The sequence below is a fragment of the Gluconobacter sp. genome (assembly GCF_047722525.1).
Classification (GTDB): domain Bacteria; phylum Pseudomonadota; class Alphaproteobacteria; order Acetobacterales; family Acetobacteraceae; genus Gluconobacter.
Map to the genome: position 1 here is coordinate 1 of NZ_JBDNYY010000023.1, position 21,566 is coordinate 21,566.

Here is a 21,566-nt window from a genome sequence, read left to right on the forward strand (position 1 = left end):
CGGATTGTTATCGGAAACGGCTCCGAACAGATCATCCGCATGATCTGTGAAGCCTTCCTGTCCCCCGGAGACCGCCTCGTCACGGTTCTGCCCTCCTTCGGGCTGCATCTGATCTGGCCACAGATGATGGGCGCCACGACAGAAGCCATTCCCATGACGCCAGATGCCCGTTTCGACCTCCCGCGTCTGCATCAGGCCGTCTCCTCCGCCGCCCTCAAGGTGCTGATGTTCTCGAACCCGTCCAATCCCGTCGGCTGCATGATGACAGGGGAGGCCATGCAGACGCTGGTTGACGCCTGCCCGGCGGACACACTGATCGTCATCGATGAAGCCTACTGGGAATATGCGCGCTCCAGCCCGGACTATGCCGACAGCCTCACCATTCTCAAAAACCAGTCGCGCCCCTGGATGGTCCTGAGAACCTTCTCGAAAGCCTACGGTCTGGCCGGGCTGCGGGTGGGTTACGCGCTGACGTCAGATCCCGGCCTCACCGCCGTCATGACGCGCGTCCGCGATCCGTTCAACAGCAACAGCGCTGCGCTGGAAATGGCCCGGCTGAGCCTGCTCGATCAGGAGCACATGCACAGGACGGTGGACGCAACCCTGACCGAAGGGCGTGCGCTGAAAAAGGCTCTGGAAAAACGGGGCTATTTCGTCGCACAGTCCTTCGCCAACTTTCTGTTCTTCGACGCCCGAGAATCCGCGTCAGCCCTCGCCGAGCGTCTTCTCGAACAGGGCGTCATCGTCAAACCCTGGAAGGAAAAGGGCTACGAAAACTGGATCCGCGTCAGCATTGCGCGCCCCGAAGACAGCCAGACCTTCCTTGCCGCCCTCGATCGCGTCCGTCAGCCCTCACATTCCTCCGCAGCCTGAGAAGGAACGCGCCATGACCGGCCCCTCTGCCGCCGAACGCGCCGCCCGGCGTCTCGCCCCTCTTTTCGGGGATCGTCTGACCGCCAACGAGACGGTCCGCGATCATCACGCGCATGGCGAAGGATGGCGCCACCCGGATCAGACCCTGCTGCCGGCCTATGTCCTGTTCGGCCGCACCACGCAGGACGTGTCCGACGCCCTGCGAATTTGCCACGAGGAAAACGTTCCCGTCATTCCCTTCGGCGGCGGCACCTCCCTTGAAGGACAGCTGACGCCCGTTCCGGACTGCATCAGCCTCGATCTGTCCATGATGACGGATATTCTCGACGTCTCGCCCGAGAACCTGACCTGCCGCGTGCAGGCGGGCGTGACCCGGCAGGATCTGAACCTCCATCTGCGAACACAGGGCCTGTTCTTTCCGGTCGATCCCGGGGGCGAGGCGACGTTTGGCGGAATGTGCGCGACCCGGGCGTCCGGCACCGGCGCCATGCGCTACGGCACCATGCGCGCCAACGTGCTGGGCCTGACGGCCGTGCTGGCCGACGGACGCATCCTCCATACGGGCGGTGCCGTGCGCAAGGCCGCCACAGGCTACGATCTGACGGGTCTGCTCATCGGTTCGGAAGGCACGCTGGCCGTCATCACGGAAGTGCAGGCCCAGCTTCATCCCATCCCCGAGGCGGTAGGAGCCGCGGTCTGCCAGTTCCAGACACTGGCCAGCGCCGTGGAGACGGCTGTCCTCGTGATCCAGTGCGGCCTGACGGTCGGCCGGATGGAACTGCTCGACGACGTCCAGATGGACGCCTGCATCCAGTATTCGCATCTCACGGGCTACGACGCCCTCCCCACCATGTTCTTCGAACTGACAGGCTCCCCCGCCAGTGTCGCGGAGCAGGAAACGGTGCTGCGCGATCTCGTGGAAAGCCAGGGTGGCCAGTCCTTCCGCTGGGCCACCGCAACCGAAGAGCGCAACACGCTCTGGAAGGCGCGTCATGACGCCTTCTGGGCCTGCATGGCCTATCGTCCCGGCTACAGGGGCATTACCACGGACGCCATCGTCCCCATCGCCGCCCTGACGGAACTCATGACCGGCGCCAGAGCCGATATCGACGCCTCCGGCCTGCTGGCCCCCATTGTCGGGCATGTCGGAGACGGCAATTTCCATACCGTCATTCTGATCCCGCCCAATGACGCGGATGCCGAAAAGCGCGCCCTTGAACTGGATCATAAAATCATCCGCCGCGCCCTCTCGCTCGGCGGTTCCGCAAGTGGCGAACACGGGATCGGCCTCGCAAAACAGATCTTCATGACCGAAGAGCACGAACCTGCTGCCCTCTCCGTCATGCGCGCCATCAAGACCGCACTGGACCCGAAGAACATCCTCAATCCCGGGAAACTTGTTCCTGCAGACGCCTCATGAGCATACGGCACATCCGTCTGCACACCGTGCCCGCAAGCCCATGGAAAAATGGAGCCGGCACCACCCGCCTGCTGACCGAACAGCCGGAATGGCGCCTCAGTGTCGCCAGCATCACCCGACCCGCACCGTTCTCCAGCTTTGCGGGTCTGTTCAGACAGATGGGACTTCTGACGGGCAATGGTGTCCAGCTTCTTCCCGTTTCGGGCGCTCCACCCCTTCTGCTGGATCAGCCCGGCGGCGTGATCCGGTTCAGTGGCGACCTGCCCCTAACCGGCGCACCTCTGGACGGCCCGGTCGACGTCCTGAACCTGATGCGCCCCGCGAACAGGACAGGCCCGGACCTGACCGCTATCACGCCGGAAAATCTTCCTTCAGATGCTCTGCTGGGTTTTATCGCCGTAGAAGGGCACTGGGACGTCATGATCGAAGAGCAGCATTATACGCTTGAGCCGGGAGACAGTCTTCTGAGCGAAGTCCCTTTTAAGCTCACCATCCGGAAAGCGGGTCAGATCGCCTACGCCGTCACCTGACCGGCCGGAGCGCTGCCGCGCCCTGCGCCCGCAGCGACGCAAGATCCACCATCCCGCCCAGCCGCAGGACATCACGGATTTCACCGCCCAGCCCGTCCACCAGACTGCGAACCCCTCTCTCGCCACCCGCAGCAAGCGCCCAGGCCCAGGGACGCCCGATCCCCACAGCCTTCGCGCCCAGCGCCAGTGCGGTCACGACGTCCCCGCCCCAGCGGACACCCCCGTCAAAAATGACATCTGTTTCGCCCTTCAGGGCCTCGACAATGTCTGGCAGGACGGAAAGCGACGACGGGGCCGGGTCCATCTGCCGCCCCCCATGATTGGAAACGATCACCGTCTGCGCCCCCGCCTTCTGGCAGGCCAGCGCGTCCCCGGCGTCCATGATTCCCTTCACGGCAAGCTGCCCAGGCCAGACGGAGCGCAGCCAGTCCAGATCCTTCCAGGTCAGCGTCGGATCGATCTGGGACGCCGCATTTCTGGCCTGCTCCATCAGGTTACTGCCCATGCCATAGGGTGCCAGATTGCCGATTTTCGGCATCCCGTTCCGCAGCATCCCCGCCGTCCAGCGCGGATGTACGGCCATGGACAGCACATGCCGCAGGGAGGGGCGCGTCAGATTGCGAAAACCATTGCGCACATCGCGCAACCGGAGCGGCGTAATCGGTGTATCAACCGTCAGGATGATGTTGCGGATGCCGCAACTCTCCGCCCGGCGCAGCATGTCGCGCGTAATGCCCCGATCCCGAAACACATAGATCTGCGCCGCGAGCGTCACGCCCGGAACCCGGGACAACGTCTCCAGCGACTGAATGGCGAATGTAGAGACCGCCATCGGCAAACCCGCCGAAGCCGCAACCCGCGCGGCCCGGATCTCGCCGTCCGGACACATCAGGCCGCCGAAGCCCAGCGGCGCAAGCATGAACGGGAGCCGATGCGTGGCTCCCAGAAAAGATCCGGACAGATCGCACTCCGAAACATCCACCAGACATTTCGGAACAACCGTCCACCGATCAAAGGCACGGCGATTGGCCCAGACGGTGCGCTCCGAATGCGAACCACCGTTTACATAATCCCGGAAAATACGGGGAAGAACCCTGTCAGCCCGCCGTTTCAGAGCCGCGATACCGTGATGGTCCATTCCCCGTTCTTCTCCCGTGCAGATCAGCCCTCAAGAGCAGGCAAGGCAACACCCGACCCGACACAACGTCCCAGAACACCCTCAATGATGAGCGCGCGGGCCGCTTCCATGTCCGGCGTAAACAGCCGGTCCTGAGCAAAGAAAGGCACAGTTTTCCGCAACGTCTTCGCGACCTCAAGCAGCGGCGCGGATGTTTCCAGCGGTGCCAGGAAATCAAGCCCCTGCACGGCCGCCAGATATTCAACGGCAATGATCGTCCGGACATTGTCCACGATATCGCCGACCCGACGCGCCGCAAATGTCGCCATGGACACGTGATCTTCCTGATTGGCCGAGGTGGGCAGGCTGTCCACACTCGCGGGATGCGCCAGCGTCTTGTTTTCGGACGCCAGCGCCGCAGCCGTGACCTGCGCGATCATGAAGCCGGAATTCAGACCGCTATCCTGCACCAGGAACGGCGGAAGGCCGCTCATCTGCGCATCGACCAGCAGCGCCAGACGACGTTCTGCAATCGCTCCGACCTCTGATACGGCAATCGCCATGAGATCTGCGGCAATCGCCACAGGTTCTGCATGGAAGTTGCCGCCCGAGATCATCTCATCCGTGTCCGGGAAGTGAATCGGGTTGTCCGAAACCGCATTCGCCTCGATCACCAGAACTCGCGCCGCCTGACGCAGATTGTCCAGACAGGCCCCCATGACCTGAGGCTGACAGCGCAGGCAGTACGGATCCTGAACCCGCTCATCATCCTCAAGATGCGATGCCCGAATGGCAGAACCCTGCATCAGTGCGCGATAGACCGCAGCACATTCAATCTGCCCTTTCTGGCCGCGCAGTTCATGCAGACGCGGATCGAACGGCGCATCTGTGCCCCGCGCCGCATCAAGCGTCAGGCCACCCGTGATGAGAGCTGCATGAAACAGCCGCTCGGCATCCAGAAGCGCCGCAATCGCCAGCGCTGTGGAGGCCTGCGTACCGTTCAGAAGGGCCAGCCCCTCCTTGGCACCCAGAACCAGAGGCTCAAGCCCGGCCGCCTTCAGAGCCTCGCCTCCCGTCAGGCGCTTGCCCTGATAGAAGGCCTCGCCCTCGCCGATCACCACAGCCGACATATGCGCCAGCGGAGCCAGGTCGCCCGAAGCCCCAACCGATCCCTTTTCAGGAATAACGGGCACAACGCCCCGGTTCAGCATGTCCAGCAGAAGCTGCACAATCTGCGGACGCACACCCGAATAGCCGCGCGCCAGACCATTGGCCTTGAGCAGCAAAATCAGGCGGACCACACGCTCCGGCATCGGCTGGCCGATCCCCGCGGCATGGCTCAGCACCAGGTTGCGCTGCAGATCGCGCAGACGATCATCGGGAATACGGGTCTTCGCGAGTTTTCCGAAACCCGTATTCACACCATAGACAGGCTCGCCACGCCCGACGATGCGCTCCACGGAGTCCGCCGCACGCTGCAGGGCCTCAAAGGTCCCGTCGTCCAGACGGACATCGCTCTGCCCGAAATAGAAGTCCCGCAGGTCGCTGAGCGTGATCTTGCCGGGCGTGAGTGTAAAAATGCTGGTTGTCATGATGGTCTCAGGCTCCGCGCGTGATCATGGGAAGGTCGAGGCCCTTCTCGCGGGCACAGTCAGTTGCAATATCGTAACCGGCATCGGCATGCCGCATGACGCCCGTAGCCGGGTCGTTCCACAGCACCCGCTCCAGACGCCGCGCCGCATCCGGCGTGCCATCCGCCACGATCACCATGCCGGAATGCTGGGAGAAGCCCATGCCGACGCCGCCGCCATGATGCAGCGACACCCAGGTCGCGCCCGACGCCGTATTAAGCAGCGCATTTAGCAGCGGCCAGTCGGACACAGCGTCCGAACCGTCACGCATGCTCTCGGTCTCCCGGTTCGGACTGGCGACCGAACCGCTGTCCAGATGATCACGGCCGATCACGATCGGGCCCTTGAGCTCACCGCTGGCAACCATCTCGTTGAACGCCAGTCCTAGACGATGGCGGTCCCCCAGACCAACCCAGCAGATGCGCGAGGGCAATCCCTGGAAGTGGATCTTCTCCCGCGCCATATCGAGCCAGTTGTGAAGATGCGTGTCGTCCGGAAGCAGTTCCTTGACCTTTGCATCGGTCTTGAAAATGTCCTCCGGATCCCCCGAAAGTGCCGCCCAGCGGAACGGACCGATACCCCGGCAGAACAGCGGGCGGATATAGGCCGGCACGAAGCCCGGAAAGGCAAAAGCGTCTTCAAGACCTTCGTCAAAGGCCATCTGGCGGATGTTGTTGCCGTAATCGAAGGTCGGAATGCCCTGACGATGGAATGCCACCATGGCCTCGACCTGAAGCCGCATGGACTCCCGCGCCGCCTTCTCGACCGCGGCAGGATTGGTGATCCGCATTTTCTCGGCCTGCTCCAGCGACCATCCGGCAGGCAGATAGCCGTTCAGCGGATCATGGGCGGACGTCTGATCCGTCACACCATCCGGACGGATGCCGCGGCGCACCAGTTCCGGGAAGACTTCGGCAGCATTTCCCAGAAGACCAACGGAAACGGCCTCGCCTTTCGCACAGGCGTCCTGAATGATTTCCAGAGCTTCATCGAGCGTCTCGACCTGCCGATCCAGATACCCCGTCTCCAGACGCTTGCGGATACGGGACGGCTCACATTCGACCGCCAGCATGGACGCACCGGCCATGACAGCCGCAAGAGGCTGCGCGCCGCTCATGCCGCCCAGACCACCCGTCAGAATCCAGCGCCCCTTGAGGTTCCCGCCATAATACTGGCGCCCCATTTCCACGAAGGTCTCGTACGTGCCCTGAACGATGCCCTGCGAGCCGATATAGATCCACGATCCCGCCGTCATCTGGCCGTACATCATGAGCCCGGCGCGATCGAGTTCGTTGAACTTCTCCCAGGTCGCCCAGTGCGGCACGAGGTTGGAGTTCGCGATCAGGACACGCGGCGCATCAGCATGCGTCCGGAACACGCCAACCGGCTTGCCGGACTGCACCAGAAGCGTCTGGTCATCTTCCAGATCACGCAGCGCCTCGACGATCCTGTCATAGCAGTCCCAGTTCCGTGCCGCGCGACCGATGCCACCATAGACAACGAGCTCCGACGGCTTCTCCGCAACGTCAGGATCCAGATTGTTCATCAGCATCCGGAGCGGCGCTTCCGTCTGCCAGCTCTTCGCCGAGAGTTCAGGCCCGGTCGGGGCGCGGATGACACGATCATTCGAAAGGCGGTTGCCGGGATCACTCATGGGCTTCATCCTGTATGAACTTGTATATACCAATACTCAAATTGCTCTGCGGAATTGTCAATCCATTTATGAAATGACATCGGGATTTATTTTCCCGAACGCGTTGCCTCTGGCCGCCAGCACAGCGCGGTCTCAAGCAGACCGTCGATCATCCGCGACAGACGCACCGCCTTTTCCAGATCGATCGGCCAGGGAGTCTCTTCACTCCGCAGATAGGTGGACTGCGCAATTTCAAGCTGGATGGCATGGATTCCACGCTCTGGCTGGCCGTAATGCCGCGTCGTGTATCCGCCCTTGAAACGACCATTGACGACATGGCTGTAGGCCACGTTTCCAGCCAGCCTCTGCGCCAGAAGAGCCTGCAATTCTCCGTCACAGGAGTGTCCGCTATTGGTCCCCAGATTCAGGTCCGGAAGCGTCCCCTCAAACAGGCGAGGAATGGTGGATTTGATGGAATGCCCGTCCCACAGAACCGCCCATCCCCATTTCTGACGAAGCCGCTCCAGCTCTTCCGCGACAGCTTCGTGGTAGGGGCGCCAGTAAGCCTCACGCCGCTCTGCGATCTCGCTTTCGCCCGGCTCCTGTCCCGGCCGGTAAATAGGCTGCCCGTCAAACGTCAGCGCTGGCACAAGCCCCGTGCTGGGCCGCCCCGGATAAAGCGCCGCATCATCGGCGCCACGGTTCAGATCCACCACGTAACGGGAATGATTGGCCTTCAGCACCCCCATGCCCTTCGACAGGGCACCGGCATAGAGATGTTCCATATACCAGTCGGTATCAGGTAGCTGACGCCCGCGTTCCGTCATCCGCCGTTCCATCCCGGGCGCCAGATGGCAGCCGGAATGAGGAAGGGTCACAAGTACGGGCATCGTCCCGCGAACAAAGGATAAAACATCCGTCATGGTCAGGATTTCCTTGTAAGATCAGAGATCAAGAAGAGTGCGCACGGTGCGCCGGAACGCCGCCGTCACAGCGTCATGATTCAGGTGCCGTCCATCGCGCACGCGCCACTGGCCACCACACAGCACATCCTTCACGGGGGGCTGGCGTGATCCGAAAATAGCCGCATCAAGAACGGCATCATCCTGAAGATACGGCAGCGGCAGCAGATCCTCGTCCAACACGCACAGATCCGCCCGCGCCCCGGCAACCAGCCCCCAGGACTCAAGCCCACAGGCCCGTCGGCCGCCCTCCAGAGCCTGCCGGTACAGCCACCCGCCCGTAGACCCCAGCGTCTCCGCCGGCAGAGCCGCACATCGCGTCTGCGTAAAAAGCCTCTGCCCGTATTCCAGAGTGCGCAGCTCTTCCCAAGGGCTGATCAGCACATTGCTGTCGCTTCCAATCCCGAAGCGTCCCCCGCCATTCACATAGGGCGCAAGCGGGAAAAGCCCGTCCCCCAGATTGGCTTCCGTGATCGGACAAAGCCCCGCCACAGCCCCGGAACGCGCCATATCCGCAACCTCGGAAGCGGACAGATGGGTCGCATGCACCAGACACCACTGCTCATCCACATCCGTCTGAGACAGCAGATATTCCACAGGCCGCGCGCCCACGAAGGCAACGCACTCCTCCACTTCCTTCTGCTGCTCGGCCACATGGATATGCACAGGCCCCTCATGCGCAGCCAGAAGATCCGAAGCCGTCTTCAGATCAACCGCCCGCAGCGAATGCAGACCCAGCCCAACAGAGAGCAGCGGCGTTTCTGCCCAGGCCAATCGTGTCTCGCTGATGATCCTGCCGATGAGTTCAGCCGTCGTCGCGAACCGTTCCTGCGCCTCCTGAAGAGGACGCCCGTCAAAGCCACCGCGTTCGTAAAGCGTCGGCAGAAGCGTCAGACCAATGCCGACCGCCTGCGCCGCCTCCCCGACGCGCAGGGACATCTCCGCCACCTGTCCATAAGTCGCTCCACCCGGCGCATGATGCAGATAATGAAATTCCGCGACCTGCGTATATCCGGCCGTCAGCATTTCCATATACAGGTAGCTTGCAATGTCCTGTATCTGCTCGGGTGAGATGCGATGCGCGAGCTGATACATCAACCGCCGCCAGGTCCAGAACGTATCCGCCGGATTTTGACGGCTCTCCGCCAGCCCCGCCATGCCCCGCTGAAAAGCATGGGAATGCAGACTCAGCTGCGACGGAACAACAATCGCTTTCCGCTCGGAACCGGCAGATATCCGGGCGTCCGGGACAATCGATTCGAATCGCCCGTCAGAAGAAACGGTAATCAGCACATTCCTGTGCCAGCCGTCCGGCAGAAGGGCCTGTTCCGCAAACAGTTCCATAACCTCGACATTCCTCTCCCCAGCACGCGGAAAGTCTTTTCTTTTCCCGTTGGTTGCATGATGATAATGGAATTGTAAGACTTGTATATACCACCACGACAGATTTGATGGCGCAAGGAAGAACGCGAATGTGGGATACGCTCTGGACAGACATTCATGTCGCGACGGCCGACCCGGCGCTCATTTCGGATCAGGACGGCTATGGTTGCATCCACAACGCCGCCCTCGGCATTGAAAACGGACGAATCAGCTGGATCGGGGCGGCCCATGACCTTCCAGACGCTCCGCAGAACCTGGCGCAGGCGGTCCATTCAGGAAACGGCCTCTGGATGACACCCGGCCTCGTGGATGCCCACACCCATGTCATTTACGCCGGAGACCGCAGTCTGGAGTTCGCAGAACGCCTTAACGGCGTCTCGTACGCAGAAATCGCGCGCAAAGGCGGGGGGATCATCTCCACGGTCAAGGCCACCCGCAATGTGTCCGAAGACGAACTCTTCGACATCACCGCCCGCCGCGTTCGCCGCATGATTGCCGAAGGCACAACGACCATCGAGATGAAGTCCGGCTATGGCCTGACCCTGCAGGACGAGCTCAAGCAGCTCCGTGTCGCCCGTGGCATCGGTGCCGCCCTGCCGGTACGTGTTCATGCAACCTTCCTCGGCGCCCATGCCCTGCCACCCGAGTTCAAGAACCGGCAGGACGACTATGTCTCCCATCTCATCACGGACATTCTCCCTCAGGCCCTAGAAGAAAAGCTGATCGATAGCATTGACGGCTTCTGTGAAAACATCGCCTTCACCCCCGATCAGATCGAACGGCTCTTCATTGCGGCAACCGACCTGAAAATCCCCGTCCGCCTCCATTCCGAGCAGCTCTCGAACAACGGCGGCACAAGACTGGCAGCGCGTTACGGCGCCCTCTCGACCGACCATCTGGAATATGTCGTCGAGGATGACGTTATCGATCTGGCTACCGCAGGCACAGTTGCCATGCTGCTGCCCGGAGCCTTTTATTTCATCCGTGAAACGCGTCTGCCACCGGTGGATCTGTTCCGGAAACACAAGGTTCCGATGGGGCTCGCCACCGACTGCAATCCCGGAACCTCCCCCAGTGTCAGCCTTACAGGCATCATGAATATGGGCTGCACCCTGTTCCGTATGACGCCGGAAGAGACCTTCTCCGCCGTGACCCGGATCGGCGCCCAGGCACTCGGGCTTCAGAACATCACTGGCACGCTGACAGCAGGAAAGGCTGCAGACATGCTTCTGTGGGATATCGCCGGTGCACACGAACTGTCATACTGGATCGGGGGCAGAAGACCCATTCACCGAATTTTTGACGGTAAACTCGACCCTGTGATATAAAGTTGCATACTCTTATCCATACAACCTCTTGTCTAAATAACAGTTTCGCCAGGATGTTTTTTGGATTGCCGCTCCCTAGCTGAAGGACAGCCCGCGACATGAAGATGGACGTCTCCCGGGAACGCTCTCCCGCTCGGTACGAACAGGTCAAACTCTACATTACCGAGCGCATTCAGGACGGAGAGTGGAAAGAAGGTCAGAAGCTTCCCTCCGAAAGCGAACTGGTCGAACTTCTCGGCGTCTCCCGGATGACGGTACACCGGGCTCTTCGCGAACTGATGACCGAGGGGATTGTGGTCCGTGCACAGGGTGTCGGAACATTCGTATCCCGCCCCTCTCCGAAAGCTGACCTCCTGGAACTTCATGATATCGCTGATGATATCCTGGCCTCAGGACACATCCATACGGCGCAGGTCATCACACTGGAAGCCATCAGAGCCGATATCGACCTTGCATTTTCCTTCGACATGCGGCCCGGCAGCAAACTCTTCCATTCAGTGATTGTCCATTTCGAAGACGATATCCCCCTACAGGTGGAAGAACGTTTCGTTTCCCCGGCCTTCGCTCCCGAATACCTGCAACAGGATTTCACTCTCACCCATCCCCACAGGCATCTGTACCATATCTCCGGCCCGGACGAGATCGAGCATATCGTCTTCGCAGTCTCTCCCACACAGGAATTACAGTCCCTGCTGGACATTGGTCCTCACGAACCCTGCCTCCAGCTCGTACGTCGCACATGGGTCAAAGGCCGCGTCGTCATGAAAGGTATCTTCACCTACCCAGGCAATCGTTACAGTCTGGGCGGCCGTCGCAAGTCTCACGAAGAGCTTTGACTGAAGGCCTCTGCATAAACCGGTGTTCCGTCAAACAGAACCGGGACTGGAAACAACCTCCTCTCGCGCTTGAATGCCGAAATAAAACTGTGGATTGCAGGCAGTGGTCCTGCCTCTTTTCTTTCTCTTGGTAGCAGATGGATCTTCATTCCCCGGCATAACCATAAGTTCACATACCGTGAGGATAGAACTTGAGCTATCTGTTGCCACAACGAGAACAGCATCACACTGCCGTGACAGTCGACAGCAACTGCCTGCGCAACAATATCGCATCTGATATGCTGCAATCGCTCTTTCTCAGGCAGCGCCACAAACATGCGTGAACTGGCCACTGGCGCTTGTCGGAGACCTTGACCTCCTGAGTGGATAGCCCTTCTAGACAGCGCGGACTCAGCATAGTCCCCCGAGCTCTCAATCTCTCACTTCCCGGCCCGTTCGCGAAGAAGCCGCTCCAACAGGCTCACGCCCTGCATGAAGTCCTCCATTTCCATGCTTTCGTCCGGGTTGTGGCTCCCATTGGCGTTCCGCACGAACAGCATTTCAGTCGGGATGCCCTGCCCCGCGAATGTTGCCGCATCATGCCCGGCACCACTTGGCATCGAGATGACTGGAAGGCCCATTTCCGCAGCCAGGCTCCGTGCCCGCCCCTGAAGAGTCTCATCCATGGCAGCAGGCGTACTGCGCGTCCGGGGACCGAGAGCCACCTGAACGTTATAATCGGCTTCCACACGCCGCGCCTGTTCGATGACGAGCGCGTTCATGCGGTCCAGCAGGGCCTCATCCCGGGAACGGATATCGATCACAAGCTCCAGCCGTCCGGGAACGGCAGCGAAATTCGCCTGCGCCGGATCGGTCTTACAGACGCCAAACGTAAGAGTCATCTCCTCGCCTGCCGCCTCCACCTTTTCCCACGCCTCATGCAATGCCGTCATCATGCTGGCTCCTGCCATGACAGCATCTGACCGGAAACGACGCGGCGTCGCGCCGGAATGAGCATACTGTCCGTGGATGACGGCCGAACGATAGCGCGTACTGCCACAGATTCCCGTCACGATCCCGACCGGAACGCCAGCTTCCGGAAGAACTGGCCCCTGCTCAATATGGAGCTCGACGAAACAGTCGATTTTCGCGGGATCCAGAACAGGAGCCCGACCACACAGATCAGGTTCTGCTCCACAATCCAGCATATGTTGCCGCAAGCTCACACCGTCATCACTCCGCGGTGTATCGAGGGCGGAAGGATTGAGCAGCCCGAACGCCGCGCGGCTTCCCAGATAGGAGAGAGGGAACCAGACGCTTTCTTCGGCCCGGGTCACGATCAAGGTCGTATCCCGCATTGGACGAAAACCCGCTTTCACCCAGGCGCACAGGACCAGCAGACCCGCGACGGCACCTGCGGCACCATCGAAATTCCCTCCACACGGGACAGTATCGACATGAGATCCCGTCATAACGACAGGGAGGTTCCGGGCACGCCCCGGCAGCGTGATGAAAAGATTGGAGGCCCAGTCACGGCGGATCTCCAACCCGTATTCACGCCCGATCTCCATGAAGAGGGCATGTGCGAAATTTTCCTCTCTCCCGTAAGATGGACGGGTCATGCCACGACCGTCAAAACCGATCTCATGCAACCGACCGAACAGATAAGATCCGAGATCGATGTCAGGTATGGGACAGGAAATGGCGTCGATCTCAGTTGGAGAGGAACTGGCCATGAGTGATCCTTGTATCTGCTCGGTCGGAAGGATGTTTTACTGCTTGGCGAAAAGCTGCTGCATATTGGCAAAAGCCTTGAATTCCAGTGCATTGCCTGCCGGATCACAGAAGAACATCGTCGCCTGCTCGCCCGGCAGGCCTACGAAGCGGATGTGAGGTTCCACCCCGAAGGTAATGCCATGACTGCGGACACGTTCCGCCAAAGCTTTCCAGTCATCCATGTCGAGAACAACGCCAAAATGAGGAATAGGCACATTATGCCCGTCAACTGCACCCGCCCCACCACCGGCGGCGGCACGGCAGGCTTCCGGAATCAGATGTGTCACGATCTGATGCCCGTAGAGATCAAAGTCGATCCATGCCTCCGTACTGCGCCCCTCGGCACAACCAAGAACGGTTCCGTAGAAGTTCCGTGCCGCATCAAGATCATCGACCGGAAAAGCAAGATGAAACGGGTTAACCATAAACTGCACCATGACTTTTGAAAAACCCGTTCATACCATGTCCGCTACCGAAACAATCATATGATTATATGCGTTCAGACGAAGATAATTCCTGCGTCTGCCCCCTCAACTCGCCCCGCAATCAGCGATCCAGCCTTTCATGCCAATAGGCTTCCCGCATTTCCGACTGATCCGGAGCATGACTCTGCCCTGGACAGCCGAAACCACCGGCCGGCTTTGCCTTTCGGGATCAGAATGTGGAGTTCAGCCGGAGATAATAGTATCCGCCGTTGTATCCCATCTGGTTGGAGTAATCGTCATAGATTTCCGCGCCAGCATAGGTCCCGTCAGCAGGAAGACGACGCGGCTTCATGTTGAACAGGTTATTGGCACCCACCGCAATGTGGATCTTGTGCGTGGCCTGATATCCGAATTCCGCATTCGTGACCCACACCGGCGTGTTGGCAAACGGGTAAAAAATGGAGTTGGAGTTTGCATGAGGCCCGGTGCGGTAGGACTTCATATCCTTTGTTTCACCCCAGCGCATCTCCTGAATGAAAACATCGAAATTGTGATATTTCCAGCGCGCGGACATCATGATCTTGCTTCGCGGGGAGGTCGTCGTGAGATAGGAAATTGTCTGAGCCGTCAGGAGCGGATTACCGTTCGTGTCGTTCCCCAGATGGGTCAGGCGTGTCCGGTTCAGGGAGAGGCCCAGATCCCAGTTAATCGTTCCCATCTGATGCAGATCACTCAGATAATTCGCAACGATATCAAGCCCCTGGGTGCGGGTACTGGCACCATTGGAGTAATAATGCGCAGTCACGGACGATGGTGAAATCGTGCTCGGCACCTGAATGCCCATCTGCTCGATAGCATCAACTGCCTGCTGTCCCGAATAGCTGCCGCCATTGATGATCCGGTCGCGGATATTGATCTGATAGACATCAGTCGTGATGTTCAGGTTCTTGATGGGACGTAACACAAAGCCACCACTGGCATTGGTCGAGAATTCGGGTTTGAGCGGAATGGCGCCCAAGGCAGCCGCAGCGGCCGAATTGACGGCAAGCTGCCCACCGGCATAGGTCGGTGCCACACCCAGCGTGGAATAATGTTCTTCCGCCAGGGTCGGCGCCCGGAAGCCCGTGTTGATGGCCCCACGGATCGCAAACCATTTCGTGAAATCATAGCGCGCGGCAATCTTGCCGGTCTCGGCATTCCCTGCATCCGTATAATGTTCGAAACGCCCTGCAAAATCGATATCCAGATGCTTCACCGGTCGCACGTCAACATCCACATATCCCGCATAGACATCGCGATACCATGACCCTGCATTGCTCGGCGACAACCCGACAAGAGCCTGCGAACCGGAGCCGTAATATGAAGCATAGTCACCAGCTGTCATGGTGTAGCTCTCCATGCGGTGCTCTGCACCAAATGCCAGATGCAGCGGCGCAGCCAGCAGCGGAACACGGATCGCCCGATGGAAATCGAGATTATTGGTCCACTGGGTGGACTGGAAAGAGCGAAGATTGAAACTGGTGGGCGTCCAGCCATAGGTGGCCAGGTAGCTCAAATTGGCTGAGTCGTGCTGGCGCAGATGGAAATTATCCGCGCCATAGGTCGTGCTGATATCCCAGCCAAAGCCCAGAAAATTATCTCCCTTCAGACCTACCGTCGCTGCATAGTCATCTTCATCAGACGTATCGACTGGCGCAAAACCCCACGGATAATAGGACGGCAACGTACTGGCCACGCGGAAATACTGGGGGGATTCACCGTGACGGTGTCCATAGATCACATTCCCGTAGAAATTCGCCGCGCCCCCGAACAGATCCTTGCCCCAGTTGATGGCGACGTTCACACGCGTCTGATCCGGCTCACCTTCCTGATTGAAATCCTTGCGTCCCGTCCGGTTATCGATCGCATCGCGGGAAGTCAGATCATTATGCTTGAAATCAAGACCAAAATGGAGAAATCCGTCATCCCCAAGACGGATGCCATGATCTCCCCGCACCTGATAAGTAAAGCCATCCCCCTGATAGGTGGCGCCGGCCAGCGCCTGTTGCGACCCACCCCGTGCACCCTTTTTGAGAATGATGTTGATCACACCGGCAATGGCATCCGATCCGTATTGCGCCGCCGCCCCATCCCGAAGCACTTCGATATGATCGATCATGCTCATGGGAATCATGTCGATATCAACAGGCGTTTCGCCGGATTCCGGGCCTGAATCCGAATTGATGTTCGCAGTGGTATGACGACGCTTGCCATCAATAAGGATCAGAACCTGGTCCGGGTTGAGGCCCCGCATCCGGATGGAAGACACCAGGGCGGCCTGGTCCGTCTGATGGGCCTGCATGTTCAGGGAAGGATTGGTCAGGACCAGCGCATCCCCCAGATCCCCCTGTCCCGTCTGCGATAACTGTCGAGCATTGATCACGTCGATCGGACTCAGGCTGTCCGTCACCTTCCGCGCAAGGCCGCGGGAACCCGTCACGATGATCTGCTCATTTGCGGAAGGTAGAGATACCGCTTCAACTTTATGCGACACCACATGGGCACGTGCCGCCGACGTTCCCGAGAGGGGCGCATGTGGCCTCGCCCTGACGCTTTTCCGGCTTCCCTGAACATGTTCAGATTTCTGAACCGTCTGGGCGGCCCCGGGGTGACACCACACAAGTGACAGACCGGTTGTCGCCAGAAGGCCCGGCATCCATTTACTGCAACGGATCGTATTCATGTGTTTTCCTCCCGGACAATCGCAACCGAACCAGAGCCTGCCTCTCGGGACAGCAACCCGTTCAGATTCGGACCAGCGTCTTCTCAAGAAAACATATTACGGAAAAGAAACATGTAAAAAGGATATATAATGTATGTTCAGTATACGTTTTTAATTTCTATTAATTGTGTCAGGAATTTTTCTCAAGAAACATAAAATCTTCCTCAAAAACCCCAACAGGGATTTCCTGACCGACAACGAATTCTTCCATATTTTCGGAAGAGAGACGCGCCATCATGCTCTCACCTGAAACCCGGAGGGTGATACGACGATGCGTTCCCAGAAAGACCATACTTTCCACAGACCCCACCATGACATGATCCGCCTGCAGGGCAGCAGAACCCACGCGAAGATGCTGCGGTCTTATGCCAATGTTTCTACCCAGCAATGAAAGAAAATTGCAGTCATCCAGAAAGCTGGCGACAAACCCGTTTCTCGGCCGGTTGTAAATTTCACGAGGAGAGCCGACCTGCTCGATCCGCCCTTCCCGCATCAGCACAATCATGTCAGACATCTGCAAGGCTTCTTCCTGGTCATGGGTAACGAAAACCGTTGTCATGCCAAGCTGCTGCTGGATATCCCGGATCTGCTGCTGCAGCCCCTGCCGCAGGCCACGGTCCAGCGCCCCCAGAGGTTCGTCCATCAGAAGAATGCGCGGCCGGATCACCAGCGCGCGCGCCAGAGCCACACGCTGCTGCTGTCCCCCGGACAGATCCCGTGGATAGCGTTTGCCGAATTCCTGCAGCCCGACCATCCTCAGGGCTTCCCCGACGCGGCTTTCCCTTTCCTCGCGAGGAATCCGCCGCATCCTCAGTCCGAACGCCACGTTTTCATGCACCGACATATGCGGGAAAAGCGCATAGTTCTGAAAGACCATTCCGATCTGACGCCGATGCACTGGAACTCTGCCCAGGTCCTGTCCCTGAACCAGGATTTCGCCTCCATCGGGAGTTTCGAAACCCGCAATCAGCTTGAGGATGGTGCTTTTACCAGAACCCGACGCCCCCAGCAGCGTGCAGAAACACCCGGCCGGAATGTCCAGTGACAGGGACTGCAGGATGCGTGTCCCGCCGTAACTTTTTTCAAGCGCCCGGATCTGCACCGGCTGTCCGAGAGGTTCTGGCCGATCCATCATGACTTTTCTCTCTGAAACAGGAGGCTGGACAGAAGAAGCCCCAGCGTCAGAACGATGATGAGCACTGCGACTGCCGTAATGGTGGGACTTACATCCTGCAGCACGTTTTCATAGATCAGGCGCGACAGGGGCCGCGCACGCACATCCGTCAGGAACAGAGCAAGAATAACGTCATCGAAACTCGTGATGAACGCAAAAATCGCCCCTGAAACAATCGCAGGCATCAGCGCAGGCAAGAGAATATACCCCAGGACTGAAAACCATCCCGCCCCGAGATTCATGGCTGCCAGCTCCAGATCCCTGCTGAAGCCCCGCAATGACGCCTGAACCGTGAGAAATACAAATGGCATCGCGAGGACGGCCTGCCCGAGCCCCAGTCCCCAGTACCCACGGGTCAGACCCAATGGCGTAAACTGGTAATAAAGCCCCACTGCCAGAATAATAACCGGAACGACCATCGGCAGGATGAAGAGCCCCTCCAGGATCTGCGCGACCGTCCCCTTCATCCGCGAAAGTCCAATCGCTGCCAAGGCCCCAAGGACCGTCGCCAGCGGCACGGCAATCAGCGCAACCTTCAGGGAACTGAAAAACGCCGCAGCCCATTGCGGCCGGCTCAGGAGTTCACGATACCAGCGGAAAGACAGCCCATGCGGCGGGAACATCAGGATCGGGGACGCGCTGACACTCATTGGAAAGACAATGACGATCGGCGCCAGCAGGAAAACCATGACCACGCATCCCGCAATGGCCATCCCCCATCCTGCTCCGGATCTTCCGGACAGACCCTCCCCATAGGGACGCGCCGCCATGACTGCACGCCCTTTCAGACGCTTTTCCAGAACACCCCGGCACATGAAAAACGTCGCAAGCGTCAGAACCAGCATGACACCCGAAAGAGCGCTGGCCATACCCCAGTCGAGCTGTTCGCTGACATTGAATGAAATCAGTTGGGACACCATGGTCTGCGCCGGACCGCCCATCAGGGCGGGCGTGATGTAGTAGCCCAGCGCGCTCATGAACACGATGTTTGCACCGGCGAGAGCACCGGGCGCCGTCAGAGGAATGAAGATCTCCCGGCACAGGGTCAACGGCCCCGCCCCCAGAAGCGTGGCGGCCTGAACAAGATTCCGGTCCAGCCCACGGAACGCGGTGTACAGAGGAAACACCACGAACGGCATCAGCACATGGCTCATGCCGATCAAAACCCCAGACAGGTTGTAGACGAACGCCACCGGATGCCGGATCAGATGCGCCCGCATCAGCACGCTATTGAGAATACCATAACGCTCCAGCAGCATGATCCATGCCGTGGTGCGCACCAGCGCACTCGTCCAGAACGGCAGCAGCACTCCGATTCCGAGGATACGCCCCATACGCGGTGAGACCGTCGCCATCAGATAGGCCACGGGATAGGCCAGCAGCACGGACAGTACTGTCACGGCGAGCGCAATTCCGAATGTGGCCAGGATCGCCTCGCGATAGGCAGGCACCGTGAACACACGCAGATAGGAATGGAACGGCCCCGCCTCGTCCCCGAAGCCCAGCGCCAGCAGACGCAGGACCGGCCAGACGAACAGCACGGCGAGAAAACAGACTGGCACCAGAACAACAGGCAGCCCGCGAAGACGCACAGCAGACCAGCGGTTCCCGGACAGAAGGGCAAGCGGCTTCATGGTCAGGTCACGAACAGCTGACGGGGAAAGTGCGTCAGGCGCTCACCCCCCCCTTCATGGACATGAATCGTCTCCGACATGCCCATGCCCTGCGCCAGCACATAGGAATGAAACACCATACCCGGTTCGAAAACCCACGAACTTTCGGGGACGGCAGACAGCATCTCCCCCGAATTGGGCAGCAGCATCAGTCCGATCGAATAGAAGGTCTTGTTCGTATATTCGGAGCACAGTTCGGCGCCAAGAACACCCTCCCGATAGATCGCATCAGGCACTGCGGCACACACACCCGGCGCCACGGCGGCCAAAGCGCGGTCCTGAATGTCGATGAGCGTCTCCGCAAGCCGATATTCCGCATCCGTCGCCGTCCCGACCTTCATCGGACGCATGAAACGGGCGTGATACTGTCGCACATTCGGCGTGGTTTCGAGCTGTACGAGATCCCCGGTTTCCAGAACCCGGTCACTGTAGGAGCCGTGCAGATGAAATGCCCGCTCCCCGGAAGACAGAACACCCGGCCCGGGAAGATCGCTTCCTTTCAGGATCATCGCAGAACAGATGGACGCCGCCATGTCCCGCTCGCTGGCCCCGGCCCGCGCACTGTCGATCCCGGCCTGCATCCCGGCTTCCGCTGCGCGTGCAGCCCGACGCTGGAACGCGACTTCCGCCGGAGACTTGATCAGCCGCAGAGCCGCGACCATGCTCCCGGCATCCTCGATCCAGGCCCCTGCCAAAGCATCTTTCAGCGCAAGATAATTCGTGACCGACAGCGTCCAGGCAGACAGTTCCACGGCAAGCTTCGGCTGTTTTCCGAGAAAGCGTTCAATAGCCTGCACCCCGATCTGCAACGGAACATCGCTGTCACTCCACAGCGCACAATCCGAATAATGGGACGTACGGTCAAAATGGAACTTCTCGACGTCACGCAGCACAACAAACGGCTCCCCTGACGCGGGAATGATGGCAAACTGAAAGCCGCCGTAAGCGCGTGTGAAATATCCGGTCAGCCACGTGATGGATTCCGGCATGAAAGCAATCAGTGCATCCTGTCCGCGGGATCTGAGGATCTTCTGGACGCGGGCGATACGCTGGTCGTGTTCGGCGCGTGTGAACCAGTAATCGGTGTCGCTCATCAGTTTCCCTGCATGACTGAGGTATAACCTTCGGTGGCATCCTGTCCGTGCTCGGCCCACCAGGCGTTATCGACAAACAGTGCATCCCGCAGATGCTCTGGCGAAGACGGCAGATGGACCTGAATGGCGGGAGAAATCTGCCCGAAAACATCCGTGCGTACAGGGCCGTAGGAAATGAACCGGCTCAGCCGGGCCTGAGCCTCGGCAGACGCGATATAGCGCATGAAATCGAGGGCTTCCTTGCGGTCCGGAGCCCCTTTCAGAAGCAGGAAATATCCAACCTGAAGAATGCTCTGCGCCCATGACACCCCGATCGGAAGTCCTGCGTCCTCACCATCCTGAAACCGGCCATTCCAGCCCAGCGCCATGACCGCCTCCCCGCTTGCAAGCGCCTGAACCGGCTGCGCAGCCGAATTCCACCAGAGTGCTACGGAGGGGCGGATCTGTCGGATCTTGTTGAGCGCCCTTTCCAGCCCTTCAGGCGTGGACAGGATCCTGTAGACATCGCCCGCAGGTACGCCATCAGCCATAAGCGCAGCCTCCAAAACCGTTACCGGACGGGCCGGCAGGATCCGTTCCCCTGGGAAGCGTTTCAGATCCCAGAAATCCGCAAACGTTTCCGGCGGATGTAGGGGGAAAGCCTGACGCGAATATCCAATCAGCGTGCCGAAGATTTCAGATGGCACGCCATACGGGCTGCGGGCGCCCGGGATGATATGGGACTGATCCACCAGATCCGCAGGTACCGGTTCGAACAGGCCCTGCTGAACCCCCAGAACAAAGCTGACACCGCTCGTCCCCACAACGTCCCAACTGACGCTGCCCGTCTGAACCATAACCTTGATCTTCGCGAGGGACGGCCCCGTATCCTCAATGACGGAAATCCCCGTTTTTTTCGTGAAGGGCGTGATCCATGCATCACGCACGGCATCCTGATAGGCGCCCCCCCAGCTTGCAAACACGATCTCCCC

Annotated in this window: 17 protein-coding genes; 5 read left to right on the forward strand and 12 right to left on the reverse strand. The window is 59.6% G+C overall.

The annotated features are described in order from the left end of the window. From ABF859_RS13350 to ABF859_RS13360, 3 genes are all read left to right on the forward strand, one after another. The coding region (locus tag ABF859_RS13350) for an aminotransferase class I/II-fold pyridoxal phosphate-dependent enzyme (RefSeq protein ID WP_415528198.1) at positions 1–873 on the forward strand (873 nt) is incomplete at its 5' end. Positions 874–886: 13 nt separating this feature from the next. Next, entirely contained in the window at positions 887–2,293 is a 1,407-nt protein-coding gene (locus ABF859_RS13355) for an FAD-binding oxidoreductase (protein ID WP_415528199.1), read from the forward strand. Continuing rightward, positions 2,290–2,823, forward strand: coding sequence for a HutD family protein (locus ABF859_RS13360; RefSeq protein ID WP_415528200.1), 534 nt, complete (start codon positions 2,290–2,292; stop codon positions 2,821–2,823). The genes ABF859_RS13355 and ABF859_RS13360 overlap by 4 nt, the downstream gene beginning before the upstream one ends. On the opposite strand, the gene ABF859_RS13365 is transcribed toward ABF859_RS13360, so the two are convergent. The 5 genes from ABF859_RS13365 to ABF859_RS13385 all read right to left on the reverse strand — a co-directional run bounded on the left by ABF859_RS13365 (position 2,816) and on the right by ABF859_RS13385 (position 9,510). After that, a complete protein-coding gene (locus tag ABF859_RS13365; RefSeq protein WP_415528201.1) occupies positions 2,816–3,961 on the reverse strand; it encodes an alpha-hydroxy acid oxidase in 1,146 nt (381 codons plus the stop codon). The two genes, ABF859_RS13360 and ABF859_RS13365, sit on opposite strands and share 8 nt — an antisense overlap. Before the next feature lie 23 nt (positions 3,962–3,984). Further along, the gene (hutH, locus tag ABF859_RS13370) at positions 3,985–5,532 is read right to left on the reverse strand and encodes a histidine ammonia-lyase (protein WP_415528202.1); all 1,548 of its coding nucleotides are present in this window, start codon (positions 5,530–5,532) and stop codon (positions 3,985–3,987) included. Between the two features lie 7 nt (positions 5,533–5,539). Further along, positions 5,540–7,225 carry a urocanate hydratase gene (hutU, locus tag ABF859_RS13375; protein ID WP_415528203.1) on the reverse strand — a complete coding sequence of 562 codons (1,686 nt, stop codon included), beginning with the start codon at positions 7,223–7,225 and terminating at the stop codon, positions 5,540–5,542. Between the two features lie 86 nt (positions 7,226–7,311). Next, the gene (gene hutG, locus ABF859_RS13380; protein WP_415528204.1) at positions 7,312–8,127 is read right to left on the reverse strand and encodes an N-formylglutamate deformylase; all 816 of its coding nucleotides are present in this window, start codon (positions 8,125–8,127) and stop codon (positions 7,312–7,314) included. A gap of 21 nt (positions 8,128–8,148) precedes the next feature. Then, positions 8,149–9,510, reverse strand: coding sequence for a formimidoylglutamate deiminase (locus tag ABF859_RS13385; protein WP_415528205.1), 1,362 nt, complete (start codon positions 9,508–9,510; stop codon positions 8,149–8,151). 128 nt (positions 9,511–9,638) lie between these two features. On the opposite strand from ABF859_RS13385, the gene hutI reads away from it, so the two are divergent. Then, on the forward strand, positions 9,639–10,877 hold the full coding sequence (gene hutI / locus ABF859_RS13390; protein ID WP_415528206.1) for an imidazolonepropionase: 1,239 nt from the start codon (positions 9,639–9,641) through the stop codon (positions 10,875–10,877). Positions 10,878–10,975: 98 nt separating this feature from the next. Beyond that, positions 10,976–11,713, forward strand: coding sequence for a histidine utilization repressor (hutC, locus tag ABF859_RS13395; protein WP_415528207.1), 738 nt, complete (start codon positions 10,976–10,978; stop codon positions 11,711–11,713). Between the two features lie 419 nt (positions 11,714–12,132). Here hutC and ABF859_RS13400 read toward each other — a convergent pair whose 3' ends face one another. The 7 genes from ABF859_RS13400 to ABF859_RS13430 all read right to left on the reverse strand — a co-directional run. Beyond that, positions 12,133–13,428, reverse strand: coding sequence for a Zn-dependent hydrolase (locus ABF859_RS13400; protein WP_415528208.1), 1,296 nt, complete (start codon positions 13,426–13,428; stop codon positions 12,133–12,135). Positions 13,429–13,464: 36 nt separating this feature from the next. Then, positions 13,465–13,893, reverse strand: coding sequence for a VOC family protein (locus tag ABF859_RS13405; RefSeq protein WP_415528209.1), 429 nt, complete (start codon positions 13,891–13,893; stop codon positions 13,465–13,467). A 229-nt stretch (positions 13,894–14,122) separates the two neighbouring features. Next, entirely contained in the window at positions 14,123–16,372 is a 2,250-nt protein-coding gene (locus ABF859_RS13410) for a TonB-dependent receptor plug domain-containing protein (RefSeq protein ID WP_415528210.1), read from the reverse strand. 412 nt (positions 16,373–16,784) lie between these two features. Continuing rightward, complete coding sequence (locus tag ABF859_RS13415; protein WP_415528211.1) at positions 16,785–17,789, reverse strand: ABC transporter ATP-binding protein; 1,005 nt, start codon at positions 17,787–17,789, stop codon at positions 16,785–16,787. After that, positions 17,786–19,462, reverse strand: coding sequence for an ABC transporter permease (locus ABF859_RS13420; RefSeq protein ID WP_415528212.1), 1,677 nt, complete (start codon positions 19,460–19,462; stop codon positions 17,786–17,788). The genes ABF859_RS13415 and ABF859_RS13420 overlap by 4 nt, the downstream gene beginning before the upstream one ends. Before the next feature lie 2 nt (positions 19,463–19,464). Next, positions 19,465–20,595 (reverse strand): M24 family metallopeptidase, encoded by a 1,131-nt coding sequence (locus ABF859_RS13425; RefSeq protein WP_415528213.1) that lies wholly within the window; start codon positions 20,593–20,595, stop codon positions 19,465–19,467. Continuing rightward, on the reverse strand, positions 20,595–21,566 hold a 972-nt coding region (locus ABF859_RS13430), incomplete at its 5' end, for an ABC transporter substrate-binding protein (protein WP_415528214.1). The genes ABF859_RS13425 and ABF859_RS13430, both read right to left, overlap by 1 nt.

What these genes read in the sequence shown, in the direction of transcription:
- ABF859_RS13355 (WP_415528199.1), top strand. Translation starts at nt 887, where the DNA reads ATGACCGGCCCCTCTGCCGCCGAACGCGCCGCCCGGCGTCTCGCCCCT.
- ABF859_RS13360 (WP_415528200.1), top strand. Translation starts at nt 2,290, where the DNA reads ATGAGCATACGGCACATCCGTCTGCACACCGTGCCCGCAAGCCCATGG.
- ABF859_RS13365 (WP_415528201.1), bottom strand. Translation starts at nt 3,961, where the DNA reads ATGGACCATCACGGTATCGCGGCTCTGAAACGGCGGGCTGACAGGGTT.
- hutH (WP_415528202.1), bottom strand. Translation starts at nt 5,532, where the DNA reads ATGACAACCAGCATTTTTACACTCACGCCCGGCAAGATCACGCTCAGC.
- hutU (WP_415528203.1), bottom strand. Translation starts at nt 7,225, where the DNA reads ATGAGTGATCCCGGCAACCGCCTTTCGAATGATCGTGTCATCCGCGCC.
- hutG (WP_415528204.1), bottom strand. Translation starts at nt 8,127, where the DNA reads ATGACGGATGTTTTATCCTTTGTTCGCGGGACGATGCCCGTACTTGTG.
- ABF859_RS13385 (WP_415528205.1), bottom strand. Translation starts at nt 9,510, where the DNA reads ATGGAACTGTTTGCGGAACAGGCCCTTCTGCCGGACGGCTGGCACAGG.
- hutI (WP_415528206.1), top strand. Translation starts at nt 9,639, where the DNA reads ATGTGGGATACGCTCTGGACAGACATTCATGTCGCGACGGCCGACCCG.
- hutC (WP_415528207.1), top strand. Translation starts at nt 10,976, where the DNA reads ATGAAGATGGACGTCTCCCGGGAACGCTCTCCCGCTCGGTACGAACAG.
- ABF859_RS13400 (WP_415528208.1), bottom strand. Translation starts at nt 13,428, where the DNA reads ATGGCCAGTTCCTCTCCAACTGAGATCGACGCCATTTCCTGTCCCATA.
- ABF859_RS13405 (WP_415528209.1), bottom strand. Translation starts at nt 13,893, where the DNA reads ATGGTTAACCCGTTTCATCTTGCTTTTCCGGTCGATGATCTTGATGCG.
- ABF859_RS13415 (WP_415528211.1), bottom strand. Translation starts at nt 17,789, where the DNA reads ATGATGGATCGGCCAGAACCTCTCGGACAGCCGGTGCAGATCCGGGCG.
- ABF859_RS13420 (WP_415528212.1), bottom strand. Translation starts at nt 19,462, where the DNA reads ATGAAGCCGCTTGCCCTTCTGTCCGGGAACCGCTGGTCTGCTGTGCGT.
- ABF859_RS13425 (WP_415528213.1), bottom strand. Translation starts at nt 20,595, where the DNA reads ATGAGCGACACCGATTACTGGTTCACACGCGCCGAACACGACCAGCGT.